Source organism: Microcoleus sp. Pol11C2 (assembly GCF_036701505.1).
In the GTDB taxonomy this organism is placed as follows: Bacteria; Cyanobacteriota; Cyanobacteriia; order Cyanobacteriales; family Microcoleaceae; genus Microcoleus.
In genome coordinates this window covers 79,000-96,877 of record NZ_JAUBQX010000004.1, presented here as the reverse complement: position 1 = coordinate 96,877, position 17,878 = coordinate 79,000, and the positions used below count along the sequence as shown (strand labels likewise).

The 17,878-nt window shown below is 46.3% G+C and carries 19 protein-coding genes and 1 tRNA gene; 10 read left to right on the top strand and 10 right to left on the bottom strand.

The window, feature by feature from the left end; all coding sequences use genetic code 11:
- The 3 genes from QUA42_RS04090 to QUA42_RS04080 all read left to right on the top strand — a co-directional run.
- A partial coding sequence (locus QUA42_RS04090; RefSeq protein ID WP_333135329.1) for a CHAT domain-containing tetratricopeptide repeat protein occupies positions 1 to 2,567 on the top strand: 2,567 nt, incomplete at its 5' end.
- Between the two features lie 196 nt (positions 2,568 to 2,763).
- The gene (locus QUA42_RS04085) at positions 2,764 to 3,156 is read left to right on the top strand and encodes a hypothetical protein (protein ID WP_333135328.1); all 393 of its coding nucleotides are present in this window, start codon (positions 2,764 to 2,766) and stop codon (positions 3,154 to 3,156) included.
- Entirely contained in the window at positions 3,143 to 4,747 is a 1,605-nt protein-coding gene (locus QUA42_RS04080) for a hypothetical protein (protein WP_333135326.1), read from the top strand. Before QUA42_RS04085 ends, QUA42_RS04080 begins: the two co-directional genes overlap by 14 nt.
- A gap of 47 nt (positions 4,748 to 4,794) precedes the next feature.
- Here the strand turns inward: QUA42_RS04080 and moeB are convergent, their stop codons facing one another.
- The 4 genes from moeB to QUA42_RS04060 all read right to left on the bottom strand — a co-directional run bounded on the left by moeB (position 4,795) and on the right by QUA42_RS04060 (position 8,450).
- Positions 4,795 to 5,955, bottom strand: coding sequence for a molybdopterin-synthase adenylyltransferase MoeB (gene moeB, locus QUA42_RS04075; protein ID WP_333135323.1), 1,161 nt, complete (start codon positions 5,953 to 5,955; stop codon positions 4,795 to 4,797).
- Between the two features lie 79 nt (positions 5,956 to 6,034).
- Complete coding sequence (locus QUA42_RS04070; RefSeq protein WP_333135321.1) at positions 6,035 to 6,514, bottom strand: M67 family metallopeptidase; 480 nt, start codon at positions 6,512 to 6,514, stop codon at positions 6,035 to 6,037.
- 328 nt (positions 6,515 to 6,842) lie between these two features.
- Positions 6,843 to 7,070, bottom strand: coding sequence for an indolepyruvate ferredoxin oxidoreductase subunit alpha (locus QUA42_RS04065; protein ID WP_006635695.1), 228 nt, complete (start codon positions 7,068 to 7,070; stop codon positions 6,843 to 6,845).
- Positions 7,071 to 7,214: 144 nt separating this feature from the next.
- A complete protein-coding gene (locus QUA42_RS04060) occupies positions 7,215 to 8,450 on the bottom strand; it encodes an ATP phosphoribosyltransferase regulatory subunit (protein WP_333135319.1) in 1,236 nt (411 codons plus the stop codon).
- 254 nt (positions 8,451 to 8,704) lie between these two features.
- Between QUA42_RS04060 and QUA42_RS04055 the strand changes: the two genes are divergently transcribed.
- Positions 8,705 to 8,830 carry a hypothetical protein gene (locus tag QUA42_RS04055; RefSeq protein ID WP_333135317.1) on the top strand — a complete coding sequence of 42 codons (126 nt, stop codon included), beginning with the start codon at positions 8,705 to 8,707 and terminating at the stop codon, positions 8,828 to 8,830.
- 77 nt (positions 8,831 to 8,907) lie between these two features.
- On the opposite strand, the gene QUA42_RS04050 is transcribed toward QUA42_RS04055, so the two are convergent.
- The 5 genes from QUA42_RS04050 to QUA42_RS04030 all read right to left on the bottom strand — a co-directional run bounded on the left by QUA42_RS04050 (position 8,908) and on the right by QUA42_RS04030 (position 13,223).
- The gene (locus QUA42_RS04050; RefSeq protein ID WP_333135315.1) at positions 8,908 to 9,861 is read right to left on the bottom strand and encodes a tetratricopeptide repeat protein; all 954 of its coding nucleotides are present in this window, start codon (positions 9,859 to 9,861) and stop codon (positions 8,908 to 8,910) included.
- 101 nt (positions 9,862 to 9,962) lie between these two features.
- The gene (locus QUA42_RS04045) at positions 9,963 to 10,778 is read right to left on the bottom strand and encodes an inositol monophosphatase family protein (protein ID WP_333135313.1); all 816 of its coding nucleotides are present in this window, start codon (positions 10,776 to 10,778) and stop codon (positions 9,963 to 9,965) included.
- A 117-nt stretch (positions 10,779 to 10,895) separates the two neighbouring features.
- Positions 10,896 to 11,411 (bottom strand): thermonuclease family protein, encoded by a 516-nt coding sequence (locus QUA42_RS04040; protein ID WP_333135311.1) that lies wholly within the window; start codon positions 11,409 to 11,411, stop codon positions 10,896 to 10,898.
- A gap of 34 nt (positions 11,412 to 11,445) precedes the next feature.
- The gene (locus QUA42_RS04035) at positions 11,446 to 11,814 is read right to left on the bottom strand and encodes a 2Fe-2S iron-sulfur cluster-binding protein (protein ID WP_333040827.1); all 369 of its coding nucleotides are present in this window, start codon (positions 11,812 to 11,814) and stop codon (positions 11,446 to 11,448) included.
- Positions 11,815 to 11,960: 146 nt separating this feature from the next.
- Complete coding sequence (locus QUA42_RS04030) at positions 11,961 to 13,223, bottom strand: transposase (RefSeq protein WP_333135309.1); 1,263 nt, start codon at positions 13,221 to 13,223, stop codon at positions 11,961 to 11,963.
- Between the two features lie 285 nt (positions 13,224 to 13,508).
- Between QUA42_RS04030 and QUA42_RS04025 the strand changes: the two genes are divergently transcribed.
- Positions 13,509 to 13,593: transfer RNA gene (locus QUA42_RS04025), tRNA-Ser, on the top strand.
- 293 nt (positions 13,594 to 13,886) lie between these two features.
- Here the strand turns inward: QUA42_RS04025 and QUA42_RS04020 are convergent.
- Complete coding sequence (locus QUA42_RS04020) at positions 13,887 to 14,750, bottom strand: pentapeptide repeat-containing protein (protein ID WP_333135307.1); 864 nt, start codon at positions 14,748 to 14,750, stop codon at positions 13,887 to 13,889.
- 17 nt (positions 14,751 to 14,767) lie between these two features.
- On the opposite strand from QUA42_RS04020, the gene QUA42_RS04015 reads away from it, so the two are divergent.
- The 5 genes from QUA42_RS04015 to QUA42_RS03995 all read left to right on the top strand — a co-directional run.
- Positions 14,768 to 15,670 carry a phosphodiester glycosidase family protein gene (locus QUA42_RS04015; RefSeq protein ID WP_333135305.1) on the top strand — a complete coding sequence of 301 codons (903 nt, stop codon included), beginning with the start codon at positions 14,768 to 14,770 and terminating at the stop codon, positions 15,668 to 15,670.
- Positions 15,671 to 15,964: 294 nt separating this feature from the next.
- Positions 15,965 to 16,621 carry a HEAT repeat domain-containing protein gene (locus QUA42_RS04010; protein WP_333135303.1) on the top strand — a complete coding sequence of 219 codons (657 nt, stop codon included), beginning with the start codon at positions 15,965 to 15,967 and terminating at the stop codon, positions 16,619 to 16,621.
- 222 nt (positions 16,622 to 16,843) lie between these two features.
- Positions 16,844 to 17,206, top strand: coding sequence for a hypothetical protein (locus QUA42_RS04005; RefSeq protein ID WP_333135301.1), 363 nt, complete (start codon positions 16,844 to 16,846; stop codon positions 17,204 to 17,206).
- A 9-nt stretch (positions 17,207 to 17,215) separates the two neighbouring features.
- On the top strand, positions 17,216 to 17,365 hold the full coding sequence (locus QUA42_RS04000) for a hypothetical protein (protein WP_333135506.1): 150 nt from the start codon (positions 17,216 to 17,218) through the stop codon (positions 17,363 to 17,365).
- Positions 17,366 to 17,425: 60 nt separating this feature from the next.
- Positions 17,426 to 17,878: ribbon-helix-helix protein, CopG family (locus QUA42_RS03995; RefSeq protein WP_333135299.1), on the top strand; the 453-nt coding region annotated here is incomplete at its 3' end.

The window sequence follows — 17,878 nt, the reverse complement described above, 5'->3', positions numbered from 1 at the left end:
TAGCAGCAGCTTATTCTAACAGAATCAGGGAAGATCGGGCGGAGAATATCGAAAGGGCGATCGCCTGTTATCAATTGGCTTTAGAAGTTTGCAAGCGCGCAGATTTTCCCCAAGAATGGGCAACGACTCAAAATAATTTAGCAGCAGCTTATTCTAACAGAATCAGGGAAGATCGGGCGGAGAATATCGAAAGGGCGATCGCCTGTTATCAATTGACTTTAGAAGTTTGCAAGCGCGCAGATTTTCCCCAAGAATGGGCAACGACTCAAAATAATTTAGCAGCAGCTTATTCTAACAGAATCAGGGAAGATCGGGCGGAGAATATAGAAAAGGCGATCGCCTGTTATCAATTGGCTTTAGAAGTTCTTACCCGCGCCGATTTTCCCCAACAATGGGCAGGGATTCAAAATAATTTAGCAGCAGCTTACTCTTTCAGAATCAGGGAAGATAAAGCCGAGAATATCGAAAGGGCGATCGCCTGTTGTCAATTGGCTTTAGAAGTTTGCACGCGCGCAGATTTTCCCCAAGAATGGGCAGGGATTCAACATAATTTAGCAGCAGCTTACTCTTTCAGAATCAGGGAAGACAAAGCCGAGAATATCAAAAGGGCGATCGACTGTTATCAATTGGCTTTAGAAGTTCATACCCCTACCACATTACCTCTTGACTGTCTTAACACAGCGCGAAACTTAGGCGATTTAGGATTTGCAGTAAACTTGTGGGAAACAGCCATATTCGGCTACGAAAAAGCCATCGAAGCAGTCGAACAAAGTCGCGAGTGGATCGCATCCGACAACCGCAAACGAGAAATCATCGAAGAAAATCTCGATGTGTACGAAAAAATGATGCAATCCTGCATCAACCACCAACAATATGACAAAGCCCTGCAAACAATCGAACGCAGCAAATCCCGCTACCTAGTCGAACTTTTCACCAACAGCGAAATCTATCCCAAAACAGCCACCGAAACCGAGAAACAGCAACTCCAAAACCTGCGCCGCCAAATCGCCGCCTCCCAACAATTCCTAGAAACAGAAACCCCATCTCCTCCCCCTCTTTCCCCCCCCCTTACCAAGGGGGGGCCGGGGGGGGTTCCCGAAGACTCTCCCTCACAACCCACAACCGAAACCCGCAGCCTCAGCCCCGAATATTTCCAACAAGAAAAAGCCAAATTAGAAACAACCTTACAGCAACTAACACAACTGCTAGAACAGATAAAACAGCGAGAACCAGAATTCTCCCTAACTCAAAAAATCGAACCCATCAACATCACCAAATTCCAACAAACCTTAGACACCAAAACAGCAATCATAGAATGGTACATCGGCAATAACTCCAACTCCGACGATAGCTGGGGCGGGTCGGCCTTCATCATCACCCGCGACAGCATAAAACCAGTGACATATACCACAACCGAAATAGCCGAATTAGAAACCTGGACAAACAACTATCTCTACGAATACCTCAACAAAAACACCAACAAAACCTGGCAAAACACCCTATCCCAAAAACTCGAAAAACTCTCAGAAATCCTGCGGCTAAACGAGATAATCGCCCACCTCCCCCCCAACTGCAAACAACTAATCCTAGTACCCCACCGCTACCTGCACTTATTCCCCCTCCACGCCCTACAACTCACCTCAGAAACCCGATTTAAACAAAAAACCAACTTTCGCGGCTACCTCCTCGACAGCTTCCCCGCCGGCGTGAAATACGCCCCCAGCTTGCAACTGCTGCAACTCGTAAAAAATCGCATCACCACCAGAAACTCCCCCCCACCAAATCAGCAACAACTATTCGCCCTCCAGAATCCCACCGAAGACTTATTCAACGCCGACATGGAAGTAGAAACCATCAAAACCAGATTTAATCCGCATCACGTTTTACTCAGAAAACAAGCCACAAAAACCGCCCTCGACGAAAACCGAGAAAACCTCTTAAACGCCAACTACCTGCACTTTTCCTGTCACGGCAGATTCAATTTTGACTATCCGCTGCTGTCATCCCTAGTCTTAGCCGATTCCCTGGAACCGCAAACCTCACCCCCGCCCCCAGAGTCAAATCAGCCCGAGGAAAAACAGCGCTATGTCACCCTACGCAGCGGCAGAAAAGCCATTCCAGAAAAATGCCTCACCCTGCGAGAAATCTTTGCCGAATTGCAGTTACCGCAGTGCAGTCTCGTCACACTTTCCGCCTGCGAAACCGGGTTAACCACATCAACCGCAATGACGGATGAATACATTGGTTTACCCAGCGGTTTTTTGTATGCGGGTAGCATGAATGTTGTCAGCAGTCTGTGGGTTGTCGCTGATTTTGCCACAGCAATTTTGATGATTAAACTTTATCAAGAATTGCAAACTCAAGTTTCAGTAGCCCTCGCTTTGAATGCGGCGCAAAACTGGATGCGCGCAGTCACGGAAAAAGATTTTCGTGTTTGGATGCAATCCTTAGGTTTAGATAAAAAATTGAGTCAAAAAGACCAATTGTGGTTAACTTCATTCACACCTGATGAATCACTATTTTCCGCCCCACAATATTGGGCTGCCTTCTGTGCTACTGGATATTAAGAGGAATCTCTTGAAATCGCTACTACACAAACGAAGTCTACTCCTAGCGGGCTAAGAGAAAGCATGGCGATTGAAAACAGATTTGGTATAATGTGAAGGCGAGTGTGATTACCCGAAAAAAAACAAGCCCGAAGTAATTGCAAAATCTGTGAGATGAGTTACGAAACCTAAAATTTTATCAAAGGGGAATTGTCCTGTGGAACCCGAACAAATTATCAATACTTTCCTGAACTGGCTGAACGAAAAACCGAGTATCTTTATTTCTGCATGGCGTGATTTACCTGAATTAGAAACACAAATAGCTGAATCTGCCGATGATGAATTATTCCCGATTGCCATGACTATCAGCAAGTGGTGTGCCAAACACGAACTGGGAAAGACTTTGAGAGATGCTATTGAGGCACAAAACTGTGTTGATAATGTAAGTGATGCACGGCAAGATATCCGTCCCAAGAAACCGAATTCAACGACAGGGCGGCCAACGACTAATATCACTAAAATTCTGCGCGACAGCATTCTAACTGCGTACAATCAACAACAAAATCCCAACCCAAAAAATAGTTCGGATACGAATAATGAACCAAAATAGCAAAATCCATGCTCCCAACGTTCATTTATTTGCCTTTCACCTCTGGGATGCCCTAGGTTTTGACTCAAATTCCCCTGTCAATTCTCAACAGCCAGCCCTAACTTCAAGCTCAAATTCCCCTGTCAATCCCGAACATTTGTGGCAAAAGTGCAACGAGATATTGAAAAATAATCTCAAAGTCGATGCGGAATTAAATTCTAGCAATTTATACAGCGCGAAAACAGCACCTCCGGGATGGCGCGTCAACCTGATTGTTGAAAATTCTGTAAATGACCTGGCTTTTCTGCCTTTCGAGAAGAATATTGAGCATCACGGCCAGCCGATTTTTCTCCAAGGATTTGCTCAACCGCAGCGGATTGATGACAGTTATGCTTTGGGATTTAACATTAGCATTCCCGAAAAAATTGACGGTATTAAAACATCTAATGTCGATGTTAGCATTTTTCAGGATTTGAATCCAGATAACTGCTTGCTGCCGAATTCTGTTAACAGTTATTTTGGTCAAACTCTGCTGCTTACAGCTTGGCTGAGTGCGGAACAAAACCAAGAAATGCGGCAAGATGAGAATTTTCTCAAAAGCTTGGCTCAACAGTGTCTGGAAAAGTTTATTTCCGATCCAAATTTGCCGACTTTTTACCGTCAAGGCGAGTTGTTCGGCAGTCCAATTTTGGAATATGGCAATCCGAATCAGCAGGCTTCGTACTGCCACATTCTGATCTGGTTTTTAAACAGTCCGGCAACAGATGAAATCTGGAATGCAGCCAGGTACAGCGATTTTATGGAGCTGTTTTTGTACAGAAATAAAATTATTCGTGCTTTTTGGGAAAGTCGCGCCTATTACCGCCAAATTCGCGAGGAATATGAAAAAATTGAACTGGATATTGACAATACTTTTAAGTATTTGCAGCGAGATAGATCTCAGCAGAGGCAATCGAAAGGTGCTGGTTTAAAGCAGAAGGAATTAGAATATCTCAAACGTCAGATGATTGAGATGCCGCCTCGGGCTGTGAAGTATGCCCGAATGCTGAGTGATTTGCAGTTTCTGGAAAATACGATCGCCATTAACGCCCAAAATTACCAGGATAAATTAAATCAAATAAGTCTTGACATCAAAGCAGCTAAAAAGTATAATGATAGTGATGCCGATTTAAGTTTCCTCGCAGCATTCAGTAAAGAAACTTGCCCGCAGTTTCAAAGGCAGATTCAAGCAGATTTAGGCTATTTCAAACACGGTTCCGGCTTGCTAGACCAAGCAACCGAGGCAATTCGAGCTATTGTGGCGATCGAAGAAGCTTATCGGAATGCCAAACTAGAGGTAACGATTCAAGCTGTCGGCTTTGGTTTGGGAGTAGCCGGAGTAGTGGCTGGCAGTTCTCCTTATTTGATTAAACAAGACCCGCCGAATCAAATTGTTGCTTTGCCTTTGCCTTTCCTGAAGGTGGGAATTAATTCTTTTGCCTTCGTATTGTTGATTAGTATCGGTGCCGGGGCTCTAGTTTGGGGTGTGGTTATGTTGAGTGCCAATTCCAAGAATCTACTAGGTAAGTTCAAGAATCTACTAAATAGAAATAAACAGTTGCCACCCCAATAATCCCGGTTCCGGGCGGGTAAATCACCCGCCCCAGAAAAAGATTGAGCTTAATATTGAGGTACAGATGGGTCTACTTCTTCACTCCAAGCAGTAATCCCGCCCTTAACATTAATCCCCTCAATTCCCGCTTCCTTCAAAATCCCCAAAGCCTTGGCAGAACGCCCGCCCATTTTGCAGTGTGCAATCAAGCGGTGGCCGTTCAACAATTCCTTGACCTTAGCGACACCTGCGCCCTGTTCGATATCCGGCAAAGGAACCAAAACCGACCCAGGAATTTGACAAATTTGATACTCGTTGGGATTGCGAACATCTAACAATACAAAATCCTTCGCACCGCTGTCGATTAACTGCTTAAGTTCCGTGACAGTCATCTCAGGAATTTGCGGTTGCTCTGTTTGTACTTTACTAAAGCCGCAGAATTCTTCGTAATCGATTAACTTTTCAATTACCGGGCGCACTGGATTCGGGCGCAATTTCAATTGCCGGAACGTCATATCTAAGGCATTGTAAAGCAACAATCTGCCGCTCAAAGTAGTGCCTTGACCCAAGATAATCTTGATAGCTTCCGTTGCTTGAATGCAGCCAATTACTCCAGGCAAAACGCCTAAAACGCCGCCTTCGGCACAAGAAGGAACCATCCCTGGCGGCGGGGGTTCGGGGTACAAATCTCGGTAATTCGGGCCGCCTTCGTAGTTGAAAACTGTTGCTTGCCCTTCAAATCGGAAGATAGAACCGTAGACGTTGGGCTTGTTTAAAAGCACGCAAACGTCGTTCATCAAATAGCGAGTCGGGAAGTTGTCCGTCCCGTCGATGATGATATCGTAAGGAGCGGCAATGTCGATCGCATTTTCCGAACTAACGCGAGTCTCGTACAAATCAACTTGACAAAAAGGATTAATTTCTAAAATCCGATTTTTACCCGACTCAATCTTCGGTTTCCCAACCCAAGAAGTGCCATGAATTATTTGTCGCTGCAAATTGGAATGGTCTACAACATCAAAGTCTACAATCCCAATGCGGCCAACACCTGCCGCTGCTAAATACAGCAGCAGCGGCGAACCGAGACCTCCCGTACCGATGCAGAGCACGCTGGCAGCTTTGAGACGCTTCTGCCCGTCCAATCCAACTTCTGGGAGGATGAGGTGGCGAGAGTAGCGTTCGTATTCTTGTTTGTTGAGCTGGATCTCATCCAGATTAGGATTTAGCATGATATTGTGTGTAGCGCAGATTTTGAATTATATCCTATCTGAATCTTTCGCCTTTTTACCTGTTTGTTATTTTTACTAATTATTTCTTAATCTCAGTCGGTTCCTGTACGAGAATTTCCTCTGCTTGAAAGTTCCCCTCTCCGTCAAGACTCCAACTGCGGAGGTCTTCTGAACAGCCTTGTCGGACTGACACAATAATATAAGAGTATTCGGCCCAGGCCAATGTCCGATCGCACTCTGAGGGCACTGCGGGACAATCCGTGTGAGAATGATATATACCGATAATATCCAGAGTGCGATCGCGCCCGTGTTTCATCGCGCGCAACATATCTTCGGGTCTAATAGCATATCTGCGTCTTTCTGTCAATCCTTTTTGTTCAGGCCAATTCTCCTGGGCCTCAGAACTCCAAGCATTGTCAGTCGGCCAAACTTCTACCAAAGTTTTAACACCGCCAGTAACTCGACCGAGCAACAAACCGCAGCATTCTTCAGGATAAGCGCTTTCGGCGTGGGTGCGGATGGATAAAATGTGAGATTCGGAAAGTGCGATCGGCTGCATAGGATTTTATAGTAGTTTTTTTTGTAAAGTGCGAGCGGGCTTTTTCTTTAACGAACCGCGAAGACGCGAAGGACACGTTCGGCGAAGGCGTTTCCGAAGGGTAGGAAGACAAGAGAAGGGAAGAGAAAGAACTCACAAAAGTAACCTAATTAATTACCTGCACTTAGATATCTAAACGTTAGATTTTTCCACTATTTCTCACTCCTATTCTCTGTGTCCTCTGCGCCCTCTGCGGTTCATAAAAAAGTTACTGTAGGGTGCGCCTGGTCGCGCACCTTACCCCTTAGTTAATGTAGCTATCTAGCCCTCAATTGCAATCAAGTTGCAATTAAGAGGGAGTTTGCTGCAATTCAGGTCGCTCATCTGGAACGATCGCACCTTCGACAGGACACACCTGCAAACAAATGCCGCAATCAATACAGGTATCAAAATCAATCCAAAACCAATCAGTACCCTTGACATTTTTGCCCGGGCCGGGATGAATGCAAGCAACCGGACAAGCGCCAACGCAATCAGCAATTCCCTCGCAAATATTCGTAACAATAGTGTGTGCCATAGTGTTCTCTCAAAAGATTTTAGTTAGATCGGGAATTAGCAATTAGCAATTGGCAAAACCTTCTCTCAATCAGCAGGATACATACTATCATATCCGGTGATTTTTAACCAATTACCAACTACTAATTACCAATTACCAATTAGCCTAATTTACCGTTTCAATTGTTGGCAATCCTTCGGCATTTACCCAAGCAATTTGAGCAATTCGTCGATCGCGCGCGTATTCCCGCGCCGCCTCCTCTGTCTCCCGACTCTCCAAATCTATTTCCACCCGAACTAGGTGAGTAGAGTCTCGGAGTTTGCGAGCGTAAGCAAACGCGGCGGCACTAGCTTCAGGAGTTTGAGCCACAACCAACCAGTCGCTAGCTGGCGTCTGGGTGGGCAATTGCCCCTCTGTCAGCAAAACTTGGTGCAAATCTTCAATATTCAGACAAAACCCGATGCCGGGGGAATTTTGCCCTTGGGGATCGAACAGTCCCAACAGTTGATCGTAGCGTCCCCCTTGTCCTAAAACTCGCTGTCCTGTCTTGCTGCTGCTGACAACTTCAAACACAATTCCAGTGTAGTAGTCAAAGGTTTGAATTAAACTCAAATCCAGGTGAATGTGGGATTTGAGATTGGGAATTTTTGACTGACATTGGTGCAGCAATTCGATCGCCGATTTGAGATTATTTAACGCGGCTTGCTGCGGCAAATCTAAATCCAGCTTGGCAACAATTGGCAACACCTCTTCTGGCCGGCCGCGCAAGTCAAATAACAGCAGAGCTCTTTCTCGCAATTCGGTTGACAGCGGCAAAGTTTCCAAGGCAATTCGATCGAGATTGGCGATCGCCCCCCGAACTTTCTGGCGCACGTTTGGCGGAAACGATTCCAGCAATGTTGCAGTCAAGCCCGCTTCTCCCAAAACCAAATGCCACTCATCAATTTCCAAGCTCTGCAAGCACTCAGACAGCAGCAGCAGCACTTCCGCATCCGCAACCGCCCCCCCCGCGCCCAGCAGTTCTACCCCAGCTTGATAGAACTCCTGTTGCCCGCCTGAGCCAGTATCAGGGCCTTTGCGGAACACGTTAGCGTTGTAGTAGAGGCGCTGAGGCTGCCAGCGAGTCCCGGCCATCCGCATTGCAGCCGCCCGGGCGATCGAAGCTGTCAATTCCGGCCGCAAACCAAGTTCTCCATCCTCGGCGTCTTGCAGTTGAATTAAGGTCGATCGGTCGATCGCACCCCCAGCCATCAAAGTCTCCAGCCTTTCTAGAGTAGAGGTAATAATCCGGTGATAGCCCCAGCGGTGAAAAACCTGCTGTAAGCGCCGTTCGATCGAAATTTTTTGAGCAACGTCAAGGGGCAATAAATCTCTTGCACCGGATGGGGGTTGGTGAACCATATCAATTTTAGATTTTAGACTTTAGATTTTAGATTGGGCCCAGAAGCTTAGCTTTATGGACGGTGTTAAAGTCGAACCAGGCAAGCTTAACATTCGACTTTAACAAATTAAGGTGTCATATCAATTTTAGATTTTAGATTTTAGATTTTAGATTGGGCTTAGAAGCTTAGCTTTAGGGGAAGCTGTTAAAGTCGAATCAGGCAAGCTTAACCTTCGACTTTAACAAATTAAGGCGTGATAGCGTTTTGGTTTGCATGGGAATAATCATTTTCCCCGTCAGTGCGATCGTCCCGCTCTTTCTGGATCACCCGCGATCGCGGGACGCTCATACTGACGGTATAATTCCGACTGCGATCGGATGTAAGCTCACCCAGTCTTGATTGTTTTGAGCGAGATCACTTCACTGCTGACCAGTTTACCAATTTCTAAATATTCCTGACTCACAACTCACAACTTCTCACTTCTTCTTCCCGCCAAACAAACTTGCAAAAAATCCCGGTTTGTCGTCACCTTTTTTTGCCTTTGCGGAAGTTTGTTCCAGCTTTTTCTTAACCTCCAAAGCCGTCGGTTCTTCAGGATTTGATGCCAAAGCTTTGTTCATCTCAAGTTTCGCCATTGTGGCTTGATTTTGTTCAAGGTAACACATTGCTAACATAGCGTGAGCCTTACTGTGTTTTGGATCGCGCTTCAGCGCTTCCCTCAACTCCAAACTTGCTTTAGCGTAATTTTTGCTGTCCATAAATCCTTTAGCTCGGCGGCAATAGGCTTCGGTCTGTGAGTCTGGGGGTTCGACTTTAGGCGGAGGAGGCGGCGTGGGATTTACGGTGGCTGTTTTTTCTGCTGCTGTTTTTTCTGCTGCTGTTTTTTCTGTGCTAGTTGTGGTTGTGGCTTTTGCAGATGAACCGGGTGCAACCGCACCACCGCCACCGCCAAGGCGCTCTTTTCGCAGCAGGTAAACCATATTAAGTTCGCTAATTTGATCGATCGCCTCTTGCGTTTCCTTAACTGATTCGTACTGCTTGAGAGCGAGTTTGCTAACTGCTGTTTTGTAAGCTTCTTCCCAATTTTGAGCGGTAGCTAACTGTTTGGCTGCTTCGCTTTCAATTTGCATTTTCGCCTGTTCTTTAACGACGCGCTTGCCGATGGCTGCTAATAGCAGGCTGTATTCTTTGCGATCGCTTTCCTTGGAAAATTTGTTGTAGGCCGGATTGACTACTTTTGACAAAAATTGGTTAGCCCAATCTTTATCGGCTTGGCTTTCAAAAGAGCAAGTATCCGAATGCAAGCGGCGGGCGATTTTCATGTAGCGCTTGCGGATGTCGTTAAACTCGGCGTCTAAGGGAATTCCCAAAATTGCGTGCTGATCCGTAAAGTCATACTTGAACAGCCCTTTTGTCATTTCAAAAGACATAACTTTTACTCTTCCTTTCCTGGCTTTTCACTATTCTTTAATGTAGCTTGAGTCAAGGGGTTGTGACCCCCGTACTACCCCCGATCTATTGCTGGGGGGCGCTACTTCCAAGAAGATAAGGGAGGAACCGACTGCAGTGCGCCACTTAGTTCGGCGTGTATTTTGCCGTTCGTGGCCAAAATCCGACCCGAGTTCATCTCAAAGGCACTGCCGTCATAAGCTGTAATTTGACCTCCGGCTTCGGAGACGATGACTACACCGGCGGCTACGTCCCAAGGGGCGAGTCCCCGTTCCCAATATCCGTCCGATCGCCCCATCGCCAGGTGTGCCAGGTCTAGGGATGCCGAACCGCTGCGCCGCACGCCTTGGGTGAGGTGGGTGAGGTGACAGAATTCGGCATAGTTATTGTCTGCTGTTTCGCGCCGATCGTATGCAAAGCCACTGACTAGCAAGCTGGTTCTCAATTCTGAAATTTGGGAAACTGCGATCGGTTTCCGGTTGCAGGTTGCTCCCAATCCTTTGCCTGCCCGAAACAATTCATTATGAAAAGGGTCGTAAATTACTCCAATTTGTGGTACGCCGTCGATTAAAACTCCGATCGACACGGCCCAAAAAGGATATTGGTGAGCATAATTGGTTGTGCCGTCCAAAGGGTCGATCGCCCACAGGTATTTGCTAGTTGCATCCCCTAATTTGCCGGATTCTTCGGCGAGGATGGCGTGGTCGGGTACGTGGCGGCCGAGAATTTCTAAGATGACGGCTTCTGAGGCTTTGTCGGCTTCTGTTACTAAATCGCCCGATCGCCCTTTTTCTTGAATTTTTTCTAATTTTCCGCAGAAAGATTGCAGGACGGAACCGGCGGCTAGGGCTGCTTCGGTGGCTATTTCTAAGAAGTTTTGCAGTTGATTGTCTGTCATTAGGAATTGGGAATTGGGAATTGGGAATTGGGAATTGCTTCCAATGACAACTGTCAACTGCCAACTGTCAACTGTCAACTGTCAACTGCCAACGGTCAACTGTCAACTGTCAACTGACTATTTCCGATTTTGCTGGCGAAATTCTGCGGGAGTTTGGCGCAAAGCTCGTTCTGGATTCCACAGACCTTTACCCATGAGTCTCGCCCATTCTTGAGCGTTGATGAGTCGCTGCTGGTATTTGGTGTTGGGCGATCGCACTGAGGCCAGGGCATAACCTTCTTTGACTAGCTGTTCGTTGAGCAAATTTTTATCTTGCCACAAGTAGGCTAGTTTGCGATCGAACTGGTCTTTCTCTTCGATGTCTGATTCTAACAATACCTGTTTTCCCCTAGTTAGCTGTTCTAGTCTTTGTTTGGCTGCTTCTCCCCAAGGCTGCTGTTTTAAATCCGGTGCATCAATACCAATCAGCCTGATTTGTTCTAATAAGGCTATTTTGTCGGCTGTACTGATAACTTCGATTGTTTGCCCGCTGATGGCCCTTTCTACTTTGGCGATCGTACCTTGGGGCATTTCTGGTTTTTGGCAGCTAGCTAGCAACAGACACAGGGCGATCGCAAATAACCGATAAAGCATGGATAATTGGTGATTGATAATTTATCAAGTTGCCTCACTCTTCATCCAACGGCAAACCTGCTTTAACTTTACCTTTGCCGAAGTAACGACCGAATTGCAGTTCGTACACTTCGTCTTCGTCTTGCGTCTCTACCTCGATGTTGGAACGGGGATAGCTGACGCACAGCAGGGCATAACCTTCTTTTTGCAGTTCCACAGAAAGCCCCATTGCTTCTGGCTGGTGCAGTTCCCCCGAATTGACGCGCACCGCGCAGGCGGTACAAGCGCCGTTGCGGCAGGAAAAGGGCAATTCTACTCCTTGGTTTTCGGCGCTTTGGAGGATGTAGCGGTCTTCGGGTACTCGCACGGTGTGGCGATCGCCTGTCTGTCTGTTATGAATTTTAATTGTGTAAGAGTTAGTCATGGAATTTTAGATTTTAGATTATGGAATTATGGAATTGAGGTTTGGGAGGCAAAATCCTTTAGCTGGGTGGGTTTGCGATACAGGGAGGAGAATCCGGCCAGCCGGTTTGACACCCTACCCATAGTGACATCCTCCCGATGCTGACTCTACGAGTACAGTGCGGGCTTCCCAAGATCGCTCTTGGATATTCCTGCCCCACGCCACTTATCTAGGTCATAGACCCCCGACAGACCGACTTGACAGGCTGTTTCCGTTCCCCAGAGTCCCTGGGCTACTATACTTTCTAGTCCACGATGCAAAACCATCTCTGCTGCTGCATGATCTCGATGAGTCCGATAATTACACTCGGGACAACGATGCTCTCTAACCTCCAGCCCCTTACTGACGGTTGCAAGGCAAGCTGGGCAGGTTTGGCTAGTACCGTTGGGGTTGACTTTAGCAAAGTACACCCCACGCTTCCAACAAACCCATTCTGTTAAAGAGAGAAACTGTCCGAAAGCAGCATCAACACAGTCTTTACGCAGCATCCCCCTCGTCAACCCTTTGACATTGAGGTCTTCGGCAAAGATGGTTTGCGCTTGATCGCAAAGTTTATGCGCCGTTTTCAGATGAAAGTCTTTGCGACGATTAGCAATCCGATGGTGCATTCTAGCGACTTTGATTTGCGCCTTCTCCCAGTTTTTAGAACCCTTCTGTTTTTTAGTCGCAGAGCGTTGCAGCAATTTCAGCTTGCGTTGCATCGACTTGAAAAACTTAGGGCGTTCGTGGAAGCTGCCATCGGACACGCTCAAGAATCGCTCCAATCCCAAATCAATACCAATGGCACGACCATGAGATTGAGCATCTGGAACCGACACACTTGATTCAATCGTGACCACAACATACCACTGGGTTCCCCGAACTTTAGACAACACCCGTACCTGTTTGACCACAAAACCATCAGGAATGGGGCGATGCAAGTTGATGGGCACTTCGCCAATCTTCGGCAACTTGACATTGAAACCCTTGATGGGGTTGTCTTTGAATTGAGGAAACACAAAGGATTTGAATTGACCGTATTTCTTGAAGCGCGGAAACCCATTTCCACGCTTCAAGAAAGCTTCCCAGGTGTCATGCAATCTCCGAATCGTGGTTTGCAGCACTTGAGAATGAACTTTGCCCAGATGCAGGAATTCCTTTTTTGCCTTGGGCAAGTTGTTTTGCTGACGATGGTAGGACGGAAACGGCTCCGAAGCAGGAATGATGTATTCCTTCTCCAAGGAGCATCTATCCACCCGGCACAAGCGCGAAGCAATCCAGTCTTTGAGTTGGCGCAAAGCGTAGTTGTAAACGCCTCGGCACGTCTCAAGCCATTCGAGCATTTCAGTCTGCTGAATCGCATCTGGATAGATTCGGTAGGTGTAGTTCATTGTCAGCATAACTATAGTTTACCACCACTGGTTGCTGATGGTAAATGGTTGTTTTACTTACTAATTGGCTGTTTTTTCCATCTACCCTTCTCGATCGCTGTCGCCCATTGGTCAGGGGAGTGTGGTCACCAACCCTGCTTTCATCCCGACGCTGATCCGAAGCTGATAGAGCGCTGGACTTCCGGCGAAAAAGTTAAACAGCAAATTTATGCCGTTACCCCTTCCCAAATCAGATTTGTTCTGCTAAGATAGTTTAGCTGTGGCTAAATGAATTAATTTAGCCCTGGAGAGGTGGCCGAGCGGTTGAAGGCGCACGCCTGGAAAGTGTGTTTAGGGCAACTTAACGAGGGTTCGAATCCCTCCCTCTCCGTTAAACAAGCTGTTTAGGCAAAAAAAACAGCTTGCAAACAAAATCTCTGATATGAGATAAATACTTTGATTAGAGCGAGAGCCCTTGAATTCTTTTAGAAAAATCAAGGGCTCTCGCTTTTATATTTTTGAGCGTAAATTACGGGCGATCGTGTCGAGAATAAACGCCCACATCTAATGCCAATAGTATAAAACCATAGTGACGCTCCTACACCAATCGCCACCGTTTGCAGCCAAGCGTCCCTTTCTGCTGGATCAATTGCTGTTTGAATATCAATTAGGGAATTTTAGATTTTAAATTTTAGATTTTAGATTGAGGTAATTTATATCGAACTTAGCATCAGTGAGATTTGCGCCTCTGAAGGAAGTACCCTCAGCATTTCCAATCTCTCGAACAATAGCCGAGAAAGACACAAACGCCAACCAAAGATACAGCAGCGACAGCAAACCGAAACACATACCCCAAAACAGTTTGTGAGTGCTCAGAAAAGCGCTAGCCGTTGCACTGAACAAAAAAGCCGCTGCGTAAGTCGCCACACTTCCAGCCGATGCGATCGCCACCTGTGCAAATTGGCTACGAATCCGCCAACTCACAAAAAACATTAACACCCCGCCGATCGCCATTCCAGCAATAGCAGCCTGGGAATTATTATTAGTTGCAGTGCCAGCATAAAAAAATCCCAACAAAGCTCCTGATAGAATAGCAGAAATTGTTCGTGCCAATCTACCCGCTTTTGAAGTTTTTGGCTGTTTGCTGGCGATCGCCGAAGCGAAACCAGCAGCGCTCAAAACTCCGTACAGCAACAGAACAAAAGGCCAACTGCGAGAGTCCGGTAGTTGTCCTTGAGCTCCCAAAATCAGTCGAGTCAGAACATCGCCCACAACCAAACAAATCGCGATCGCCCCAGCACTCAAAACAGCAATCTGTCGCCGAGAAAGCCCAATTTTCGCACCGATAAAATTCGCACCCGCTAACTGAGCATTTGTAAAATTGCAGCCTCGAACATCCGCACCGCTGAAATCAGCACCGTTAAGAACTTGTCCTTGGAACGATCGATTTCGTAAAATTTGATTGCTAAAATTATTGGAACCCGAATACTTCACATTAGTACAGGATGCTTGAAAATATATAAACCTGTCAGTGTTCCCGTCCCCCATCTCAAATCTAAAATGGTATGACTTATCGACCCACGATCAAACAAATTTGGCATATTCTCGGTCTCGGAATATTGCTCGCACCAATACTACTTTACAACATTCCCTACTTTTTGCGTCCCCAACAAACAAACGAAGCCCGATCGCTATTTCAGGGAATAGCCTACCGCAAGGAATTTCGGACTAATCCGCGTCCCACCCTAATTCACATTGTTAGCATCGACCTAAAAGCGCCGGGAATAGGAATTTTTGTCACTCCCGGAAACCCAACACCCGATTTAACAGAAACCAATGCCCGCACGGCTACTGAATTCCTGAAAGAATTTAAATTGCAATTAGCAGTCAACGGCAATTTTTTTTATCCCTGCATCGAGCAAGCACCTTGGAATTACTATCCTCGCAGTGGCGATCGAGTAAATAATGTCGGACACGCCATTGCCAAAAGCCAAGCTTATTCTCAACCAGACCTAGCCTTTCCAGCCCTTTGTTTTGATGCCAAAAACCGCGCTCAAATAATCGAAAACGGCACTTGTCCTGCGGGAACAGCCTATGCAGTTGCCGGAGATACTTTGCTGGTTAAAAATGGCAAAACAGTAGCACAAAGTCAGGAAGAACGCAAACAGGATAAACCATATCCCCGTGCAGTCGCGGCGATCGACAAAACAGGCGACAAGTTGTGGTTAATTCTGGTAGACGGCAAGCAGAGGCTTTACAGTGAAGGGCTAAAATTGAGCGAAATAACTGAGATTTCGATGCAGTTGGGAGCCGAGACAGTGCTAAATTTAGATGGCGGCGGGTCGGTAACTTTTGCAGTAGCATTGCCGTCTGGATCGAAACTGTTGAATGCTCCGATTCAGAATAAAATCCCCATGCAGGAACGTCCAATTTCCAATCATTTAGGATTTTATGCGCGGGATAATTAGGGTTTTAAATTGCGCTGTTATCTCAGAAAAATGGGGTTAAAAATGATTTTATTGTACACTGCGCCCAAGCCACTGCCTGTAAAAAATCGGCTGTTAAAACCTATTTATAAAAATAAATTATGCCTTCGCATACTCAAATAAATAGGGAAATGATTGCCTTCATTTCTAATACAAAAATTCGCTTAAATACCCATAAAATTTCTTATTCAGCAGTGAATTTTTTTTAATCTGCCCAAAATCCAGGAATAATTGCTAAAATTGTAAAAAAACGTAACAAAAATATATAATTGGCTTATGAAAATTAGCGAAATCCAAGCAGCGCTGCAAAGTTCGGATTCTCAAGAGAGGCTGCGGGGGGTAACGGCTCTGAGAAAGTGCGATTCTGCGGTGGCGCTACCGATGTTGCTGAGCAAAGTGGACGATCGCGAGTTTATGGTACGATCGTTCGTGGCGATGGGATTGCGACAGATTCAAACTGCGGAAGCTTTTGCGGCGCTGTTAAAAATGATGCAGTTCGATCGCGATCCTAACGTGCGAGCAGAAGCCGCTAACTCTTTGTCAAGGTTCGGAAGCGAGGCAATTTCTCATTTAGTCGAAGCTTTTCGCCGCGATGATAATTGGCTCGTCCGCCGCAGTATCATGGCTCCGCTGTACGAAATGCAGTGCCCTGATGCAGTATTTGAAATTTGTGCGATAGGTCTGGGCGGCGAAGATTTACCTGTTCAGGAAGCAGCAATTGACGGATTTGGTGTGCTGGCAAATACCCAGAAACAAGAAGAGGCATTGCAGCAATTATTACCTCTAGTAAGTTCCGATTACTGGGGAATTCGGCTGCGAGTTGCTCGCGCGCTGAGCAAATTTGACAATCCTCAAGCTCGCGCTGCTGTCAGCTATTTGGCAAAAGATCGAGATCATCGGGTTGCAGGTGGGACTTTGGAAGCTTCGCTGTAAAACAAGGGCTTACAACCTCAAGCAGACCTTAAACTCTTAAACCCCCCCTAGATTAGCCCCATCGCCGTCCCAATATTACGGATTGTTACTTTGTTTCTAATAAACGAGACAGGGGCGATTGGTATGCTTGACGCTCGCTCTTAGTTTTGCCATCTGAGTTAATTCGCCATGTACCAGCCTTTTTGGGAATACCTAGAGCAATAGCTGTTTCAAAGGTTTGATTTGCAAAGTCGGCCTATTCCTTCGGCGTTGGAAGTTAATGTCAGCCGCGGCAAAACCTCCGCTACTATCGGCAGTTGGTGTTACGACTGTCGGCAATTACGGAAAATCCGCTACACTTACATCGATGTGGGTGAATCTGCTCAACTTTTTAATGGCGTGATTTATCCGACTCACAATTACGATTTGCCGCTGTTGGGAATTCACCTCTTGTCTTTGGGCAAGAAGAAAATTTTGGTGATTCTCGACTTTCAGCCGCTATTTAGAGATGAGGCTTATATAGCAAAATACTTTCTGGTGGCTTATTTGGATTTGGTCGATCGCGCCGAACCGGTGAAATCGGGCGCAAAGTTAGATAGTATCTAACAAGCTCAACTGTTATATCTGCGGTATCGTGCCGAAAAAAAACCGTGCGAGGGAATCTTCACGGGGTTCTACGGCGAGGAATCGACCGAAGGGTATATTCACGAATTTTTGTTCAATTGGGAACAGAAGCTGGCACAATTGGTAAGTAACAAGAATTAATTTTAATAGAAACTTCAGCCACTACACTTATTAGTGTAGGTTGGCATGAGGAAAATGCCAATGGTCAAAAAAAATCGCAATGTAGTTAGTTCCAATTCAGAAAGTAAAGTCAAAGTCGGACTTTCGCTGACTTCTTCTAGTGCCGATCGATTAAACGTGATCGCTCGCAAGCTCGGAATATCAAGGTCAGAACTCCTAGAACGCTTGGCACAAGGCGCTCTGGATATTTCTAAGGACAAGACGGAAGTTACTGTCACTTGGAAAAAAGGTGAAGAAACGGAGGTAGATGCCCCCGACTTGCAAGGGGAAACAGCCGAAGAAAGCGAAATTAATGAGGCTGTAACGCCAGAAACTCTATCGGACTCGGTGAGTGTAAAGCCAAATCCGCTGCAAGAAAGTTACGAAAGTTTACAGCAGCAGTTGACTGAACGCGAAAGTTTGATCGCTTCTTTGCAGCAGCAATTAGCTACCGAAAAGCAAAATCTCGAAAGCCAATTGCAAGAAACAGTAGCC